Origin of the sequence: Methylobacterium sp. E-046 (genome assembly GCF_022829625.1) — a bacterium.
Lineage (GTDB): Bacteria > Pseudomonadota > Alphaproteobacteria > Rhizobiales > Beijerinckiaceae > Methylobacterium > Methylobacterium longum.
Genome location: NZ_JAKSYP010000068.1, coordinates 19,464 through 34,817, shown reverse-complemented (window position 1 = coordinate 34,817; position 15,354 = coordinate 19,464). Strand labels below are relative to the sequence as shown.

Genomic DNA, 15,354 nt, shown 5'->3' with positions numbered 1-15,354 from the left:
GCCGTCCGACTACCCGATGGTCGCCCCGAGCTACGCCGAGCAGCGCTCCGCCCTCGCCAAGGCCATCGGCCTCGGACAGCCCGGCGCCATGGCCGAGCGCGAGCGCAAGGGCAAGGCCGCCTGAGGGGGCCAAGGCCGCCTGAGAGGGCGAGGCCCCCCGACGGCCTCCCGCCGATCGCCGCGGGATCCCCCGGGGGCCGGCGCGTCGCAGCGGGTCCGACCCTGCGGCGCCGCCGGCCTGCCGGTTCCGCCTGTTCCCGATGCGGCGCCCGCGTGCCGCGCCCCCCCGCGGCCGCCGGCATGGCTGCGGGCGGCCGCCGCGGGCGGATGTTACCGCCGGGCGGTGCCTCGCTCCGTGCCCTCAGGCTCGGCGAGCGCGTCCGCGACGGTTGACGCCCGGGTGCTCCAGCCGTCGCCCGGCGCGGGACGGCGAGACGCGGGCGATCCTTTCGGCCTCCCTGAGACGAATCTCCACAGGCGCGTCCCCGCGATCCGCGTGCATCGCCCGCCGAGTCCGTATAGAACATTTCATGAACAAAATGTATTGATCACGATGGCTCGATCACCGGAACGACCCGTTCTCGGATCGCGGTGGAGGGCTGTGGATTGATCGGAGAAACGTCGATGCCGATGCGGCTCTACCGCTTCCACTGCACGGACGGCCACGAACTGGTGACCGACCTGAGGGGCAGCCGGCTGCCGAACGCGGCTCAGATGCGGGTCCATGCCGAGCGCGTGGCGCTCGCCCTGATGGAGCGGGTCGTCGAACGGTTCGATTGGTCCGGCTGGCAGGTCGAGGTCTACGATGCGCGGGGTCGGCGGATCTGGATCCGGGCCTTTCCCGACGTGAATGTCGACGTGCGGGCCGCCTGAGCGAGGCGGCCGGCGACCGGGCTGTGGGACGAGAGGAGTGACGGGATGGCGTTCAAGCCGAAATCAGCCGCGGAGACGAAGGCCCGGGATCTGGGCCTCGCCCTGGCGCGGATCGCCGAGGAGGAAGGCGTGCCAGCGAGCATCGGCGTCGACCGGCTGCGGCAGGCGAGCCCGCGGTTGACGCCGCTCGCGGTGGGCCAGATGGTCCGCAAGGAAGGCGAGACGGTCGCCGCGACACTGGCCGAGCGCGGCCTGATGCTCGTCGACTATTCCGATCACGGGCCGGGCCGCGGGATGGCCTTCACCATCGACGCGGCGCAGTGACCCGCGCAGTCAGGCGTCAGTCAGGCCGCGGCCGGGCGGCTGCGCAGCAGGCGGCCGATGAGGCGGAACGGCAGGAGCGGCAGCTTGATCAGGGCGGTCACCACGAGGACCGCGATGACCGTGAGCAGCGCCAGCACAGAGTTCATCATGTGGTTGTTCTCCCAAGACTGGGCGGCCCGTGAGGGCTGAGAGCGCCACGAGGCGCCCGGAACACGGCGAGACTATGAACATGGCCGGTCCTTCGCGTCGCAGGCCGCCGCGGGACCCACGCGGGACCCGCGCGGTGAAACGGGGGCGGCCTCCGGCGGTTCTCACCCCGAGGCGCATCGTGGCTGTCGCGGCGCGTCTCACGGCGCGGCGGCGTCGGGCGGGTCCGGACGGCCGCCGGGGGCGCGGGCAGGAGGACGTTCCACATGGGAAGGCGCAGGATCGGCGGCCGGGGCGGCCTCGCCCTCGCGGCGGCACTGCTGGCCACCGGGCCGGCGCGCGCGGACGTGCAGGTGCGCTACACCGCGCCGGAGCGCTTCACCGATGCCGAGAACCGCTTCGGCTCCGGGCAGCCGCTCCGGGTCACCCTCGCCGAACTGACCCGGATCTTCCAGGATCTCGGCAATGCCAAGCTCCGGCCGGGGGAGCGGCTCGACGTCACCGTCCTCGACATCGACCTGGCGGGCTTCGACCGACCGGGTCTCTCGACGCCCACGGGCGTTCGCGTGGTGACGGACGCCACGCCGCCGCGGATCCGCTTCGCCTACGCGCTGCGCCGCGACGGCCGCATCGTCGCGCAGGGCGAGGAGACCGTCACGGACATCAACTTCCTGCTGACGTCCAACCCGCGCTTCTCCACGGGCGGCCTCTACTACGAGCGCCAGCTCCTGCGGGACTGGTTCGCCCGGCGCTTCCCGGAGAACGGCTAGGGCCGCTCCCGACCGCACTGCGACGGGGCGGGGATCGGCGCTTCCGATCCCGGCGGGCGCGACACGCCCCCTTCGCGCACCGGACCGGAGAGCTAGGGCGCCGGGCTCGGCGCGGGCGGTAGCATCGGTCCTGTGGCAACGCGCGGGCACGGCGACCGAGGCGGGACCCGCCCCGAAGCGCCCGCCGGGGATCCGCCGGGCGCCCGGCCCTCACCAACGCGGCGGGGGTCGATGCGCGCCTGGAGCTGCTGTCGTCGGGGGCGGCGGAGCGCCCGCGCCGGCCCTCGCGGGAGAAGCCCGGCGGCGGCGGCATCGCGCACCGCCGGACCGAGTCCGGCGGCCCTCGGGGCCTGCGGAACACCGCCTGCCAGCCTGGGTTCACCCGGCATCGGCACCATCATCAGGAGACGGCGATGTCGGCACCCGGCAGCCTGAAAGAGGTCTACCTCGACGAGATGCAGGATCTGTGGTCGGCAAACGACCAGATGGTCCGGGCCGTGCAGCAGCTCAGCGGGCAGGTCAGCGACGCGAAGGTGAAGCAGATGCTGGAGCACTCGGTGGGTGGGATCCAGAAGCACACCGACGTTCTGAAGGGCCTGATCCAGGCCAGTGGCGGCGAGACCAAGCCCGAGCCTTGCAAGGGCATGGAGGGCCTCGTGGCCGAGGCGCTGAAGCACGGCCTCAAGGAAGCGCCGAGCGACGGGAGACTGCGCGACGTGGCGATCCTCGCGCAGTACCAGCGGATGTCGCATTACGGTCTCGCCGGCTTCGGCTCGGCGGCGGCCTACGCCAAGGCGCTCGGCCGCACGGAGGACGCGTCCAAGCTCAAGCAGGCGGTGGACGAGATCTACAAGGGGGACGCGGTCGCGAGCCAGCTGGCCGAGGCCGTGGAGCGCGCCGCGGTCTGATCCGGGCGTCGGGGCGCGCCGTCTACCCAGGCAGATCACCCTGTAGTAGCGTTGCGACCGGATCGGCGGGTCCGCCGGTCCGGTGGACGCCTGCCCGCCTTCCTCATGCCTGTCACGGGACCGCCGCCATCTCCGCCCCCGCCGCGCTCGTGCCCGCTGACGTCTCGAGGGCCGCCGTCCGGATGAGCACGGCCTGGACCCTTCCGAACGGCTGCGGCGAACTCTCCGACCTCGTCCGGACCTACGATTGGGGTGGGACACCCCTGGGCCCGATCGCGGACTGGCCCCAGAGCTTGAACTTCGCGGTGAGCACGCTGCTGCTGTCGCCGGTCCCCATCGTCCTGCTCTGGGGCGAGGACGGCATCATGATCTACAACGATGCCTATTCGGGCTTCGCGGGTGGCCGGCACCCGCAACTCCTGGGCTCGAAGGTGCGCGAGGGCTGGCCGGAGGTCGCCGAGTTCAACGACCACGTGATGCGGGTCGGCCTGGCCGGCGGCACGCTGTCCTACCGCGACCAGGAACTCACCCTGAACCGCTACGGCGGGCCCGAGCAGGTCTGGATGAACCTCGACTACTCGCCGGTCTTCGACGAGAGCGGGCGGCCCGCCGGCGTCATCGCCATCGTGGTCGAGAGCACCGAGCGGGTTCTGGCCGAGCGGCGCCTGCGCGAGAGCGAGGCGCTGTTCCGCACCCTGGCCCAGGGTATCCCGCAGCTCGTCTGGCGGGCCGGAATCGACGGCGCCTGCATCTGGTCCAGCCCGCAATGGCTGGCCTATACCGGTCAGAGCGACGGCGCGAGCCTCGGCTGGGGCTGGCTGGAGGTGGTCCACCCCGACGACATCGCGGCCGCCCAGATCGCCTGGCACGACGCCTCGGTCAGCGGTCATCTCTCGTACGAGCACCGGCTCTGCAACGCCGCCGAGGGCCGCTACCGCTGGTTCCAGACCCGCGCGACGCCGGTGCGCGACGGACGGGGTCGGATCGTCGAGTGGCTCGGCACCTCCACCGATATCGACGATCTGCACCAGTTCCAGGAGCGGCAGCAGGTCATGGTCTCCGAGTTGCAGCACCGCACCCGCAACCTGCTCGGCGTGGTCCGCGCCATCGCCAAGCAGACGATGGCGGTGACCGGGCCGGGCGAGCGCTTCAAGGAGCAGTTCAACGACCGCCTCTCGGCGCTCTCCCGGGTCCAGGGCCTGCTGTCGCGGTCGGACCAGGAGCCGATCACCCTCCGGGCGCTGATCGAGACGGAGCTCGCCGCCCTCGACGCCCCGGCCCTTCGGGATCGCATCCGGCTCGACGGACCGGTGGTCCGCCTGCGCAAGGCGACGGTGCAGACCTTCGCGCTGGCCCTGCACGAGCTGGCCACCAACGCGCTCAAGTACGGCGCCCTCACCACCCCCCAGGGGCGCCTGAGCGTGACCTGGCGGACCTGCGCGTCCGAGGAGGGCCGCCGGCTGCTCGTGGAGTGGGTGGAGGAGGGCCTCGTCCGCGAGCGGCAGATCCAGCAGCCCGTGACGCGAGGCGGCTACGGGCGCGAGCTCATCGAGCGGGCGCTGCCCTACGCCCTGAAGGCGCGGACGCGCTACGAGCTGAGCGACACCGCTCTCCACTGCGCCATCAACATCCCCCTGCCCGAGGGCGAAGCCACAGGGAGCACCGCATGACCGCCCCCGCACCGGCCCTCACCGGCAAGCGTGTCCTGCTGGTCGAGGATGACTACTTCATCGCCGTCGATCTCAAGACCTGGTTCGAGGAAGGCGGCGCCCAGGTTCTCGGGCCCGTGCCCAGCGTGGACGAGGCCCTGGCGCTGATCGCCGGCACGGCCGTGATCGACGCGGCGGTGCTCGACATCAACCTGCAGGACGAGCTCGTCTATCCGGTGGCCGACGCGCTGCAGGCGCGGGGCGTGCCGTTCCTGTTCGCCACCGGCTACGATCCCGCCTCCGTGCCGTCCCCTCATGGGGCCGTGGCCCTCTGCCAGAAGCCGATCGATCCTCAGGTGGTGGCGCGGACCCTGTTCGGCTGACGGCCCGCCGGCGCGAGCAGCGCGTCGACCACCGCCTCGATGTGCTGGGCGATGTCGGCGGCACCGGTCATCTCGCCGAAGCTGCCGCGCGTCATCGGGCCGAAGGCCCAGAGGCCGGGCTGAGGTTCTCCCGCCGCGCCCAGCACCCGGCTGCCGCGATCGACCGCGAGGCCGAGGCCGACCGCATCGCGCCGTGCGGTGCCCCCCGCCAGCAGGGCGGCCACGAGCGGATTGCGGGCGACGTCGCGCTCGGGCCCGGTGCAGAGCACCACCGCGTCGAACGGGCGGCGCTCCTGCGCCTCGCCCCGGCGCAGCTCCGCCAGGAGACGCCCGTCCTCGCAGAGCGTCAGTCCGGTCACCGCGGACCGCGCCACAGTCAGGCGCCCCTCCCCCCGAGCCTGCGCGAGGCTGGCCGCGCTCTGCGGCGCGATGCGGAACCGATGCACGTCCCAGAACGGCAGCAGGCGGTGGACGACGCGACGCTTCTCGGCGGCCGGCAGGTCCCGCCAGAGCTCGGGCAGAACCTTCCGGAAGGAATCGAGCACGGGCTGCCAGCCCAGCGCCGGATGGGCCGCCACCTGCCGCCGGATGAGACGGAGCAGATCGAGGGCGGTCCTGGGCCGGTGCGCGCCCAGAACGTCGAGATCTGTCAGGAAGATCCCGTGCGCGTTGGGCAGCAGCCCGCGCCGCGACAGGGCGGTGATCGGCCCGCGATGGCCGCGAGCCTGGAGGCTCGTCACCACGTCGGCCATGGTCAGGCCGGTTCCGACGATCAGCACGGCGGCATCCCGCGCCACGCCCGCCAGGGCGTCCGCCGCCCAGGGATCCGCGACGAAGCGCGGGCATTCCGCGACGCCGGGGCCGAGGGGACACGGCAGGGCCGGCACGGCGTGACCGAAGCAGAGCGCGACGCGATCGGCCACGATTCGCGCGCCGGTCCCGGTCTCCACGATCCAGCCGGGATCCCGCGGCGTCACCGCGGTGGCAGCCGTCCGGCGATGCTGCAGACGCACCCGGCCCCCGGCCGCCGCGCAGGTCCGGGTCAGTAGGTCGGCCACATAGGCGCCGTAGGCGGTACGCGGAACGTAGACGCCCGCCGCGTCGTCGGGATCCGGCAGAAGGCCGGAGGCCCGGAGCCACGCGGTCGGCGCAGCGGGTTCCCCGGCGACGACGGCCATGCGGTCACCCGGAACGTTGATACGGTGGCTTGGATCCGTCGTACCGTAGGCGATGCCGCGGCCGAGCTCGGCCCGGGGCTCCAGCACGACGATGTCGAGCGGCCCCCGCGACGACAGCACCGCGTGGATGGCCAGCACGGCACCGGTGAAGCCGCCGCCGACGATTGCGAGCCGCAGGGCCTCCCGCGGGGGCTGCATCACGAACCATCTCCGGGATATTGCAGCACGCGCCGCTGCATCCCCGACCCAGAGCGCGCGTTGCGCCCCTTCGGCAAGACCATGGGGAGCGTGGCAGGGCCGCGCCCGATCGCGTCAGCGCGGTCAGCTCGAGAGCGCCCCCATCCGACGGTCCGGCTGCTCGGAGACGGCACGGGACAATGTTTCACGGGAAACATTAACCATGCCCGGCGATCCCTCCGCCACCGGCCGCCGCGATCACGCTCGAGTCGTGGCGGGGAGCGAACCGAAGGGCCCGGAGCGCTCGTGGAATCGCGCAGGGCCCGCGCCGTCACCGGATCGGACAGGCCGCTTCGACACCGCCGTCGTCGCGGACGGAGCGCGGTCACGCGGGAGCGCGACACCGGACGGTGCCGCAACGGCCTGGATCGCGTCGCCGCGCGCGCGGTGACGGCGGGACCTGCACACGGCACGGGCCGGACGGCGTGCGGTGCGCGTAGTCACGTCGGGTGCGTCGCGCCGGTGGCATGGCGATAGGCCTCGGCCGGGTGGCGGGCCGGCAGCCGGTCGCCCTCGCCGAACAGCTTTGCCCGCAGCGTGCCGTCGGCATAGGCGGTCTTGTAGAGGCCGCGATCCTGCAGTTCCGGAATCACGATGTCGATGAAGTCCGAGACGCTCTCCGGCACGACGATCCGGCTGAGGTTGAACCCGTCGACCTCGCCCTCTTCGATCCAGGCCTGCATGGTGTCGGCGATGGAGACCGCGTCCCCGGTGAGGACCGCGTAACGCCCGCCGAGCCCAAGCTCGGCGAGGAGGTCGCGCTTGGTCAGGCCGCGCTCGGCCGCCGCCGCGGTGGCGGACTGGATGGCGTTGCCGGGCGCGTAGGGAATCGGCTCGTCGAGGCCGTAGCGGGCGAAATCGATGCCCGTGGACGCCGAGAAATGCGCGAGTCCCGCCTCCGGGCTCGCATGATGCAGGTACTCGTCCCGCTTCGCCTCGGCTTCCGCGTGCGTCCGGCCGGGGATCACCGCGAGACCGACGAACACCTTCACGTCGTCGCGCTTCCGGCCCGCGGCGACCGCCTCGGCCCGGATCGCGCGGACGGCGTCGCGGGCCGCGGCCGGGTCGCGGGCCGAGATGAACACGCACTCGGCGTGGCGGCCCGCGAAGGCGCGGCCGCGGCCCGAGGCCCCCGCCTGGTAGAGGACCGGCGTGCGCTGGCGCGACGGCTCGGACAGGTGGTAGCCCTCGACCGAGAAGAACTCACCCCGGTGCGACACGGGCCGGATATGGGCCGGATCGCTGAACACCCGCGCCGTCCGGTCGCGGCGCACGGCCGCGTCGTCCCAGCTTCCCTCCCAGAGCCGGTAGAGCACCTCGAGATACTCGTCCGCGTAGTCGTAGCGCCGGTCATGAGACGGCAAGGCGCCTGCGCTCTGGCCGCGATGGGCGCTGTCGAGATAGCCGGTGACGATGTTCCAACCGATCCGACCGCCGGTGAGATGGTCGAGGGTCGAGAGGCGGCGGGCGAAGGTGTAGGGCGCCTCCTGGTGGACGTTGATGGTCACCCCGAAGCCGAGGTGCTCGGTCACCGCCGCCATGGCGGAGATCATCACGGTCGGGTCGTTGACGGGGAACTGCACGGCCTCCCGGGCGGTGACGTCGATGCCGCCGTCGTAGATGTCGTAGACGCCGATGATGTCGGCGATGAACAATCCGTCGAACAGGCCGCGCTCCAGAAGCCTCGCCTGGTCGGTCCAGTAGCCCAGCGTGTTGTAGTCGGCCGAGCGGTCGCGCGGGTGGGTCCAGAGCCCGTGGTTGATGTGGCCGACGCAGGCCATGTTGAAGGCGTTCAGCAGGATCTGCTTCTGTCCGTGGGGCATCAGAGCGCTCCGTGCCGGGGTGGATGCCGGCCGTCGAGGTGGTCGGTGCCGATCCAGCGATACTTCCAGCGCACCGGATCGTGCGGGGTGTGGGTGCGGACGTTGCGCCAGGCGCGGTCCGGGCCTTCGGTCCGCGCCGGTTCTCGCGTGCGGCCCCTCGGGTGCGCCCTCACGATCAGGCCGCTGCGGACGCGGGAACGGGACCGTCAGCGTGCCCGGAGGCGCCGCACCGCGGTGTCGCCCGCGAACTGGACCAGGCAGACGAGGCCGATCAGGATCGCGATCACCACCATCATCACGGTGGTGTCGAAGCGCTGGTAGCCGTACCGGATGGCGACGTCGCCGAGACCGCCCGCGCCCACCGCCCCGGCCATCGCGGAGGCGCCGATCATCGACACCACGGTGATGGTGAAGCCGGCCACGATGCCCGGCAGCGCTTCGGGCAGGAGCACGTGGGCCAGGATGTGCCGGCGTCGGCAGCCGATGGATTGGGCGGCCTCGATCAGCCCGGCATCCACCTCCCGCAGCGAGACCTCGGCGATCCGGGCGAAGAACGGGGTGGCGCTCACCGAGAGGGGCACGATCGCGGCCCAGACGCCGATCGTGGTCCCGGCCACCAGCCGGGTGAACGGGATCAGCGCCACCAGCAGCACGATGAAGGGCACGGCTCGGAAGCCGTTGACCAGGGTCCCGACCAGCCGGTTGGCCCGCGGTGCGGGGAAGATGCCGTCGGGGCCGGAGGTGACGAGGAACAGGGCCAGCGGGATGCCGGCCAGCACCGCGATCCCGGCCGAGACGCCGACCATGAACAGGGTGTCCAGGGAGGCCTGCCAGAGGCGGTCGATCATCTGCGGGGTCACGGTGGAGCTCCGGTTCGGGTGGGCTGACGGGGGCGCCGCTGTCGCGGCGGAAGCTCGTGCCGGGCGCCGGCCGCTCCATCGGCGCCGCCGGCGCCCGGGACAGGGCGTCGTGGTTCATCCTGCAGAGCCGCCCCGTCCCGGACCGGTGGCGCGGTGCGGGCCCTGTTTGGGGATCCCGCAGGGAAGGCGACGGCGGCTCACGGCGGGTTCATCCCGCGTCGGGATCCATGCGGGCATAGCCGATCTGCTCCACCGCCCCACCGAGGGACCGCAGCCGCGCCTCCAGGTCCGGATCCGCCTCCGCGACGGCCACCAGCATCCGGCCGACCGCGTGACCCTGGATCCGCTCGATCCCGGCCTGAAGGAGGCGCAGCGGCGCTCCCGCGGCCGCCGCGAGGCTCGAGAGGTCGGGTCCCCCCTGCCCGGCATAGGTGATCCGCAGGATCGCGGACCCGCCCGGCGCCGCGTGTGGCTGAAGCCGAGCCGCCAGGTCCGCCGGCAGGTCGCGGGTCAGCGGCGCGAGGAGAGCCCGGGTGGTCGGATGCTCGGGCGCCCCGAAGACGCGCCAGACCGGCCCGGTCTCGGCCACCCGGCCCCCCTCCAGCACCACCACGTCGTTGCAGATCTCGCGGATCACGCTCATCTCGTGGGTGATCAGGATGATGGTGATCCCCAGCCGCCGGTTGATGTCTCGCAGCAGGTCGAGGATCGCCAGCGTTGTTTCCGGGTCGAGGGCGGAGGTCGCCTCGTCGCAGAGCAGGATCTCGGGATTGCTCACGAGCGCCCGGGCGATGCCGACGCGCTGCTTCTGTCCCCCGGACAGCCGCGACGGGTAGGCATCGGCCTTACCCTCCAGCCCGACGCGGCGCAGCGCCTTCTCGACCCTCGGGCCGATCTCGGCCCGGGGGACACCGGCCACCGTCAGCGGCAGCGCCACGTTCTGCCGGACGGTCTTGGCGGCGAGCAGGTTGAAGTGCTGGAAGATCATGCCGATGCGGCGGCGCAGGGCGACCAGCCCGTCCGTGCCGAGGGCCTCGATCGGCGCGCCGTCGACCAGCACCCGGCCGGAGGTCGGCTCCTCCAGCCGGTTGACGGTGCGCAACAGGCTCGACTTGCCCGCCCCCGAGCGGCCGATGATGCCGAAGATCGCCCCGGCCGGGATGTCGAGGTCGACGCCGTCGAGCGCCTGAACCGGGCCTGAGCCGGTCGGGTAGGACTTGGAGACCGCCTCGAACCGCACCGCCCCGGATGTCCGGCGAGGCGCGGCCGTCACGGTTGCGGGCGCCAGGGCGGCGTCGGGGCTCAAGGGTCCGGCGGGACGGACGCCCGGACCGCGCAGGCTGTCGAAGGCGAGGCCAACCATCAGTTCTGCCACGCCAGCAGATACAGCTTGTCACTGTCGGCGAAGGACTTGCGGATCTGCCGCTTCACGGCGTCCGACTTCTGGAAGAGCGTGACGAACCGGGCGACGGCCGGGTCGTTCTGGCGCGACGCCTTGGTGACGAAGCTCACGGCGAACAGCTTGTCCTCGATGCCGGAATAGATCAGGCCGCTGGTCGGATCGAAGCTGCCGGACGCCACGATGAAGTGCGGGTAGCCCTGCGCGAGGTCGACGTCGCCGGTGATCCGCACGAGTTGCGGGCCTTCGACCTCGGTGAATTTCAGCTTCTTCGGGTTCTCGGTGATGTCGTCGAGGGTGCCGAGGAAGCCGACCCCGTCCTTCAGCTTGATCAGCCCGGCCTTCTGGAGGAGCAGCAGGGCGCGGCCCTGGTTCACCGGATCGTTGGCGACCGCCACCGAGCCACCCACCGGGATCGCGTCGAAGCTCTTATGCTTCAGGGAGTACAGGCCGATGTTCTGCAGGATCCCGAGCCCGACGACAGCGAAATCATAACCCTTCTGCTTCGCGGCGTTCTCCATGAAGGGTCGATGCTGGAAGAAGTTCACGTCGATGTCGCCGGCATCCAGCGCGACGTTCGGCGTGGTCCAGTCGCTGAACTCGACGACTTGGACGTCGAGGCCCTCGGCCTTGGCCTCCCGGGCCGCCACGTTGGCGGCGTCGCTGTAGGCTCCGGGAACGGTACCGATCTTCAGGCTCTCCGCCCGGGCGGCCAGCGTCTGGAAGAGGAGTATGCCGAGGATGAGCGCCGCGGCGGCGAGGTGATGCAGGACCTTCATCGTGTGGAACTCTGGCGCGCGACGGCTCGATCGAGCCAGGGCAGGGTGTAGAAGGCCGGGTTGTGCGCGTAGGCAGCGTCGATCCGCGCCCGCACGGACGGCGAGGCCTGATAGAGGGCGACGAACCGCGCGATCTCGGGTTCGTCGGTCCGGTCCACGCGGGCCACGAACCGGATGGCGTAGGCGAGTTCGTCCGCGCCCGAGTAGATCAGCGCGCGGCCGGCGGCATCGCCGCTGCCGGCACTGACGAAGTGCGCCGGGTCGCCTTGGGCGAGATCGACATCCGCGACTGCCCGAACCAGTTGCGTCCCCTCGACCTCGACGAAGCGCAGGCGCGTCGGATTCGCCGCGACGTCGTCCAGGGTTGCCTTCGCGCCGACGCCGTCCCTCAGCGTGATCAGGCCGGCCGCCTGCAGCAGCAGGCCCCGACCCTGGTTCACCGGATCGCTGGCGACCGCGACCTTGGTCCCCTCGGGCACGGCGCCGAGGGTTGCGTGCCGCTCCGCGTAGTGCCCGATTCTGGGAAGCAGGCCGAGGCCGACGCTCCGCAGCGGGAAGCCGGTCTCCCGCGTGGGGATGTCGAGGAAGGCTTGGTGCTGGAAGTAGTTCACGTCGAGGTCGCCGTTGGCGAGGGCGACGTTGGGCATCGTCCAGTCGGCGAACTCGACCACCTGAACATCGAGTCCCTGTCGCTGGGCCTCGGCAGCCGCGACCCGGATGGAATCGGCGAGCGCCCCGGGCGTCACGCCCACCCGCACGCCCGCGAGGGCCGGTACCGGCATCGTCGCCACCCAGAGAGCGACCGCCACAGCGGAGACACAGCGCCGGAATCGCCCTCGGCGTAAGGTCGTGTCTCTCGGTGGGTGGATGGCGGGCCGGGAGGACAAGAGGGACATGGCGCTTCGACCTTTCGGGATCCTGACGGCGGTCTCCCGGCACGCCAGGGCGCACGAGCCGGCCCTCCCGCAGGATGGACGGCACAGGCGCTTCCGGCTGAGCTTGTCGATCACTGTTTAGATCAAGCAGACCAAGCCGAACATTCTAAATATCTAGATCGAACGATACGAACGACCTCCGTTCGAGCCACATTGGAAATCGAAATGCTGCGCGCGACCAGAATCACGCCGGGGCGCTTCAACCCCGTGGGACCGGCGGCGGCAGCCCGGTGGGCCCGCGCTCCACAGCGCGGCGCCCGAAGTCGTGGAGCGCCATCCCGGCGAGCATCGCGGCGACGAAGACGAGGACCGGGGTCGCGCCCGTGGAGAGCGCCGCCACTGCCGGTCCGGGGCAGAAGCCGGAGAGTCCCCAGCCGATCCCGAACAGGGCCGCCCCGGCGACGAGGGGCGCATCGACCCGGCGCCGGATCGGCAGGTCGAACCGGGTCTCCAGCACCGGCCCGGACCGGCGCCGGCACAGGCGATAGCCGAGGCCCGAGATCGTGACGGCGCCGCCGAGGACGAAGATGAGGCTCGGATCCCAAGCGCCTGCCACGTCGAGGAAGCCGCGCACGCGCGCCGGATCGAGCATCCCCGACAGGGCAAGGCCGAGGCCGAAGACCAGTCCCGCAACCAGCGCCGCGAGGAGCCGCAGGGCCGTGCTCACGCCAGACCCCGGACGGCCGCGACCGTCAGCATGCCGGTGGCCAGAAAGACCAGCACCGCCACGATCGAGCGCGGCGACAGGCGGGCGAGGCCGCACACGCCGTGGCCGGAGGTGCAGCCGGAGCCCAGCCGCGTGCCGAAGCCGACCAGCAGGCCGGCCAGCGCCAGGATCGGCAGACCGGCCTCGATCCGCATCGGCGGCCAGTGTCCGGCGAGCAGCGCGAAGACCGGCGGCCCGAGGATGAGGCCGAACAGGAAGGCGGCATCGACCCGGCGGCGCTCGCCCGGACGGCCGATGCCGGCGACGAGCCCGCTGATCCCGGCGATTCGGCCGTTCAGAAGCAGGAACAGCGTGGCCGAGAGGCCGATCAGCACGCCGCCCGCCAGCGCGGGAAGAAAGATGCCCATGGAAATCCCCGGTCGCGACGCGCGCGGCCGCGGCGGCGGCCGGATGGGACGTGGTAGCGCTCCGGAAGGCGCGCAACAAGCCTTGCCGGGCCGGACCCCTCCTGACATTGTCTCTATTTATCAGTGTCTTAAGGAAGATCGTCCTCGTCCGTGAGCGCGCCGCGAACGAACCCTTCCCCTGCACCCTGGCGCCCGGGAACGAGCCTTCCTGCGACGCGGGGGCGCTCCGTCGCAGCCCCTGAAGCGCGGAAGCGATCTGCCCCGGACGATGCAGGGCCACGAGGTCGTGTTCGCGCGGCTCGACCTCGCCGACATCCGGGGGATCTGGCGCCATGCCGGCGGCCGGGTGGTGGGCCTGCGTCGACAGGGCTGCGCGGCCGCCTCCGTGGATGTGAAGTTCGCGGGGTACGACATCCTGGAGTGCGGCCGGCCGGACCTGGTCCGCCGGAGGCACCGAACCGCCTCCGGAAGGTTCCGCCTCCCGGCGGAAGGTCCGGCGGACGACACGCCAAGTTGCGGCACTCTGTCGGCCGAGACGACAGGGAGTGTCTTCTTTTCTGACACTTTCCCTGTGCTGCCCCCCGGGGCGGCCGCGATCACGAAAAGTTAGGGTCCCATTGCCGCCCGCGTCGGGCCGGTGCCGGAACTCGGCTGTGTCCGAAACGTCGGGCCGGTCGCGAGCACCGTGGCCGATCTCCGGCCGGGGTGGACGCGCCTGTCCGGGGGCACGATGGCTCAGGGGAACCGAGAAGTGAGCGGGCGGTCTGCACGCTCGGGGGCGCCATGAGGGCTCGTCACGGCATCTTCGCCTTCGCGCATATCGGCGACCTCCACTTGGAGCGCGCGGAGGACCGCCACGCCGACGATCTGCGCGCCATCCTGGCGGAGGCGGCGGGGCTGCACCGGAGCGGCCTCCTCGACTTCGCCTTCCTGCCCGGCGACCTCGCCGAGGACGGGGAGGCGGCGCAGTACGCGATCCTGCGCGCCGCGCTCGACCGCCAACCGGACCTGCCGGTCCGCCTGATCGCCGGGGATCACGACCGCCAGCACGGCACGATGACGGATTTCGACGCCCTGTTCGCCGCGGTCGCGGGCAGTCCGCGCGGCGGCGGGCACGCGGCGCGGCGCCACGCCCTGCCGCGCCCGCGCGACGCGGCCTCCGTGACGCAATCCTACTATGCCGAGACGATCGGGGGCGTGCACTGCCTGTTCCTCGACATGATCAGCGCCGGCTACGGCGAGAAGGGCTTCGGCCTCGACTTCCGGCTCGGCCCGCGCCAGCTCGCCTGGCTCGAGGACGCGCTCGCGCAGGCCGCCCGGCAGGGCCTGCCCTGCGCGGTCTTCACCCACACCTACCCGGACGATCTCTGCGTGCCCCACGAGAGGGCGGCGCTGGCCGGCCTGATCCGTCACCACGGCGTGCGTCTCGTGGAGATGGGCCACACCCACTACAACGAACTCGCCCCGGACGGGCGCACCCTCTACGCGGCGGCCCGCTCCGTCGGCCAGAACGAGGACGGCTCGGTCGGCTACGCGGTGGCGGCGATCGACGGCGCCGTCACGAGCTGGCGCTTCAAGCCCCTCGACCGGGCGCTGCCCTTCGTGATGATCACGAGCCCGGCCGACCGGCGTCTCGCCACCGCCCCCCGCGACGCCGCCCTCGACGGCCAGATCGACGTCCGAGCCCTCGTGCTCACGGACCAGCCGCAGGGCGCGTGGTGCTGCCGCGTCCGCATCGACGGCGGGGCGTCCTGTCCGATGGTGCCCGACGGACCCCGGACGGTCCATGCCTGGATCCCGTGGCCGGAGGGCGCGCGCCGGCTCGCCGTCACGGTCACGGACGGCACCGGGAACGCCGATACCGAGGTGATCGAGCCGGTGGGCCGGACCTTCGTCCCGCCCCCGGCGCACGAGCGCCCGGGCAGCGACACCTGCCGACTGCCCGCTTGGCCCGAGAAGGGTCTGCGCGGCGACCAGCTCGGGCCGAACCGCAACGGCCGGCACTGGTAGACGCG

Annotated in this window: 17 protein-coding genes and 1 pseudogene; 8 read left to right on the top strand and 10 right to left on the bottom strand. The window is 72.1% G+C overall.

Annotated elements, in window-relative coordinates:
* The 3 genes from MKK82_RS04335 to MKK82_RS04325 all read left to right on the top strand — a co-directional run.
* On the top strand, positions 1-124 hold a 124-nt coding region (locus MKK82_RS04335; RefSeq protein ID WP_243984767.1), incomplete at its 5' end, for a MucR family transcriptional regulator.
* 500 nt (positions 125-624) lie between these two features.
* On the top strand, positions 625-873 hold the full coding sequence (locus MKK82_RS04330; protein WP_238291890.1) for a DUF6894 family protein: 249 nt from the start codon (positions 625-627) through the stop codon (positions 871-873).
* A 45-nt stretch (positions 874-918) separates the two neighbouring features.
* Positions 919-1,197 carry an adenylosuccinate synthase gene (locus MKK82_RS04325; protein WP_238291891.1) on the top strand — a complete coding sequence of 93 codons (279 nt, stop codon included), beginning with the start codon at positions 919-921 and terminating at the stop codon, positions 1,195-1,197.
* A 20-nt stretch (positions 1,198-1,217) separates the two neighbouring features.
* On the opposite strand, the gene MKK82_RS33835 is transcribed toward MKK82_RS04325, so the two are convergent.
* The gene (locus MKK82_RS33835) at positions 1,218-1,346 is read right to left on the bottom strand and encodes a hypothetical protein (protein WP_279602771.1); all 129 of its coding nucleotides are present in this window, start codon (positions 1,344-1,346) and stop codon (positions 1,218-1,220) included.
* A gap of 264 nt (positions 1,347-1,610) precedes the next feature.
* Between MKK82_RS33835 and MKK82_RS04320 the strand changes: the two genes are divergently transcribed.
* From MKK82_RS04320 to MKK82_RS04305, 4 genes are all read left to right on the top strand, one after another.
* The gene (locus MKK82_RS04320) at positions 1,611-2,114 is read left to right on the top strand and encodes a DUF3016 domain-containing protein (protein WP_238291893.1); all 504 of its coding nucleotides are present in this window, start codon (positions 1,611-1,613) and stop codon (positions 2,112-2,114) included.
* A gap of 413 nt (positions 2,115-2,527) precedes the next feature.
* Positions 2,528-3,022: a ferritin-like domain-containing protein gene (locus MKK82_RS04315; protein WP_238291896.1), complete on the top strand. Its 495-nt coding sequence runs from the start codon at positions 2,528-2,530 to the stop codon at positions 3,020-3,022.
* Between the two features lie 182 nt (positions 3,023-3,204).
* The gene (locus MKK82_RS04310) at positions 3,205-4,692 is read left to right on the top strand and encodes a sensor histidine kinase (protein ID WP_238291898.1); all 1,488 of its coding nucleotides are present in this window, start codon (positions 3,205-3,207) and stop codon (positions 4,690-4,692) included.
* Complete coding sequence (locus tag MKK82_RS04305) at positions 4,689-5,054, top strand: response regulator (protein ID WP_238291900.1); 366 nt, start codon at positions 4,689-4,691, stop codon at positions 5,052-5,054. The genes MKK82_RS04310 and MKK82_RS04305 overlap by 4 nt, the downstream gene beginning before the upstream one ends.
* Here MKK82_RS04305 and MKK82_RS04300 read toward each other — a convergent pair.
* The 9 genes and pseudogenes from MKK82_RS04300 to MKK82_RS04260 all read right to left on the bottom strand — a co-directional run bounded on the left by MKK82_RS04300 (position 5,024) and on the right by MKK82_RS04260 (position 13,339).
* Positions 5,024-6,430, bottom strand: coding sequence for an FAD/NAD(P)-binding protein (locus MKK82_RS04300; RefSeq protein ID WP_243984765.1), 1,407 nt, complete (start codon positions 6,428-6,430; stop codon positions 5,024-5,026). The two genes, MKK82_RS04305 and MKK82_RS04300, sit on opposite strands and share 31 nt — an antisense overlap.
* Before the next feature lie 479 nt (positions 6,431-6,909).
* A complete protein-coding gene (locus tag MKK82_RS04295; RefSeq protein ID WP_238291902.1) occupies positions 6,910-8,292 on the bottom strand; it encodes an LLM class flavin-dependent oxidoreductase in 1,383 nt (460 codons plus the stop codon).
* Positions 8,292-8,411 (bottom strand): annotated as a pseudogene (locus MKK82_RS04290) (acyl-CoA dehydrogenase); the annotation flags it as partial. The gene MKK82_RS04295 and the pseudogene MKK82_RS04290, both read right to left, overlap by 1 nt.
* An 87-nt stretch (positions 8,412-8,498) precedes the next feature.
* Positions 8,499-9,152, bottom strand: a complete 654-nt coding sequence (locus tag MKK82_RS04285) for a methionine ABC transporter permease (protein ID WP_238291904.1) — start codon at positions 9,150-9,152, stop codon at positions 8,499-8,501.
* A 208-nt stretch (positions 9,153-9,360) separates the two neighbouring features.
* Positions 9,361-10,515: a methionine ABC transporter ATP-binding protein gene (locus MKK82_RS04280; protein WP_243984764.1), complete on the bottom strand. Its 1,155-nt coding sequence runs from the start codon at positions 10,513-10,515 to the stop codon at positions 9,361-9,363.
* The gene (locus tag MKK82_RS04275; RefSeq protein WP_238291906.1) at positions 10,515-11,330 is read right to left on the bottom strand and encodes a MetQ/NlpA family ABC transporter substrate-binding protein; all 816 of its coding nucleotides are present in this window, start codon (positions 11,328-11,330) and stop codon (positions 10,515-10,517) included. Before MKK82_RS04275 ends, MKK82_RS04280 begins: the two co-directional genes overlap by 1 nt.
* Positions 11,327-12,112, bottom strand: coding sequence for a MetQ/NlpA family ABC transporter substrate-binding protein (locus MKK82_RS04270; RefSeq protein ID WP_238291908.1), 786 nt, complete (start codon positions 12,110-12,112; stop codon positions 11,327-11,329). The genes MKK82_RS04275 and MKK82_RS04270 overlap by 4 nt, the downstream gene beginning before the upstream one ends.
* Before the next feature lie 352 nt (positions 12,113-12,464).
* Complete coding sequence (locus MKK82_RS04265) at positions 12,465-12,932, bottom strand: YeeE/YedE family protein (protein ID WP_243984762.1); 468 nt, start codon at positions 12,930-12,932, stop codon at positions 12,465-12,467.
* The gene (locus MKK82_RS04260) at positions 12,929-13,339 is read right to left on the bottom strand and encodes a YeeE/YedE family protein (protein ID WP_243984760.1); all 411 of its coding nucleotides are present in this window, start codon (positions 13,337-13,339) and stop codon (positions 12,929-12,931) included. The genes MKK82_RS04265 and MKK82_RS04260 overlap by 4 nt, the downstream gene beginning before the upstream one ends.
* A 783-nt stretch (positions 13,340-14,122) precedes the next feature.
* Between MKK82_RS04260 and MKK82_RS04250 the strand changes: the two genes are divergently transcribed.
* On the top strand, positions 14,123-15,349 hold the full coding sequence (locus tag MKK82_RS04250) for a metallophosphoesterase family protein (RefSeq protein ID WP_243984758.1): 1,227 nt from the start codon (positions 14,123-14,125) through the stop codon (positions 15,347-15,349).
* Positions 15,350-15,354 lie beyond the last annotated feature (5 nt).

Bases quoted from the DNA above. Each gene is read 5' to 3' on its own strand.
- MKK82_RS04295 (WP_238291902.1), bottom strand. From the start codon at position 8,292: ATGCCCCACGGACAGAAGCAGATCCTGCTGAACGCCTTCAACATGGCC.
- MKK82_RS04315 (WP_238291896.1), top strand. From the start codon at position 2,528: ATGTCGGCACCCGGCAGCCTGAAAGAGGTCTACCTCGACGAGATGCAG.
- MKK82_RS04300 (WP_243984765.1), bottom strand. From the start codon at position 6,430: ATGCAGCCCCCGCGGGAGGCCCTGCGGCTCGCAATCGTCGGCGGCGGC.
- MKK82_RS04305 (WP_238291900.1), top strand. From the start codon at position 4,689: ATGACCGCCCCCGCACCGGCCCTCACCGGCAAGCGTGTCCTGCTGGTC.
- MKK82_RS33835 (WP_279602771.1), bottom strand. From the start codon at position 1,346: ATGATGAACTCTGTGCTGGCGCTGCTCACGGTCATCGCGGTCCTCGTG.
- MKK82_RS04310 (WP_238291898.1), top strand. From the start codon at position 3,205: ATGAGCACGGCCTGGACCCTTCCGAACGGCTGCGGCGAACTCTCCGAC.
- MKK82_RS04260 (WP_243984760.1), bottom strand. From the start codon at position 13,339: ATGGGCATCTTTCTTCCCGCGCTGGCGGGCGGCGTGCTGATCGGCCTC.
- MKK82_RS04325 (WP_238291891.1), top strand. From the start codon at position 919: ATGGCGTTCAAGCCGAAATCAGCCGCGGAGACGAAGGCCCGGGATCTG.
- MKK82_RS04320 (WP_238291893.1), top strand. From the start codon at position 1,611: ATGGGAAGGCGCAGGATCGGCGGCCGGGGCGGCCTCGCCCTCGCGGCG.
- MKK82_RS04270 (WP_238291908.1), bottom strand. From the start codon at position 12,112: ATGCCGGTACCGGCCCTCGCGGGCGTGCGGGTGGGCGTGACGCCCGGG.
- MKK82_RS04330 (WP_238291890.1), top strand. From the start codon at position 625: ATGCCGATGCGGCTCTACCGCTTCCACTGCACGGACGGCCACGAACTG.
- MKK82_RS04250 (WP_243984758.1), top strand. From the start codon at position 14,123: ATGAGGGCTCGTCACGGCATCTTCGCCTTCGCGCATATCGGCGACCTC.
- MKK82_RS04280 (WP_243984764.1), bottom strand. From the start codon at position 10,515: ATGGTTGGCCTCGCCTTCGACAGCCTGCGCGGTCCGGGCGTCCGTCCC.
- MKK82_RS04275 (WP_238291906.1), bottom strand. From the start codon at position 11,330: ATGAAGGTCCTGCATCACCTCGCCGCCGCGGCGCTCATCCTCGGCATA.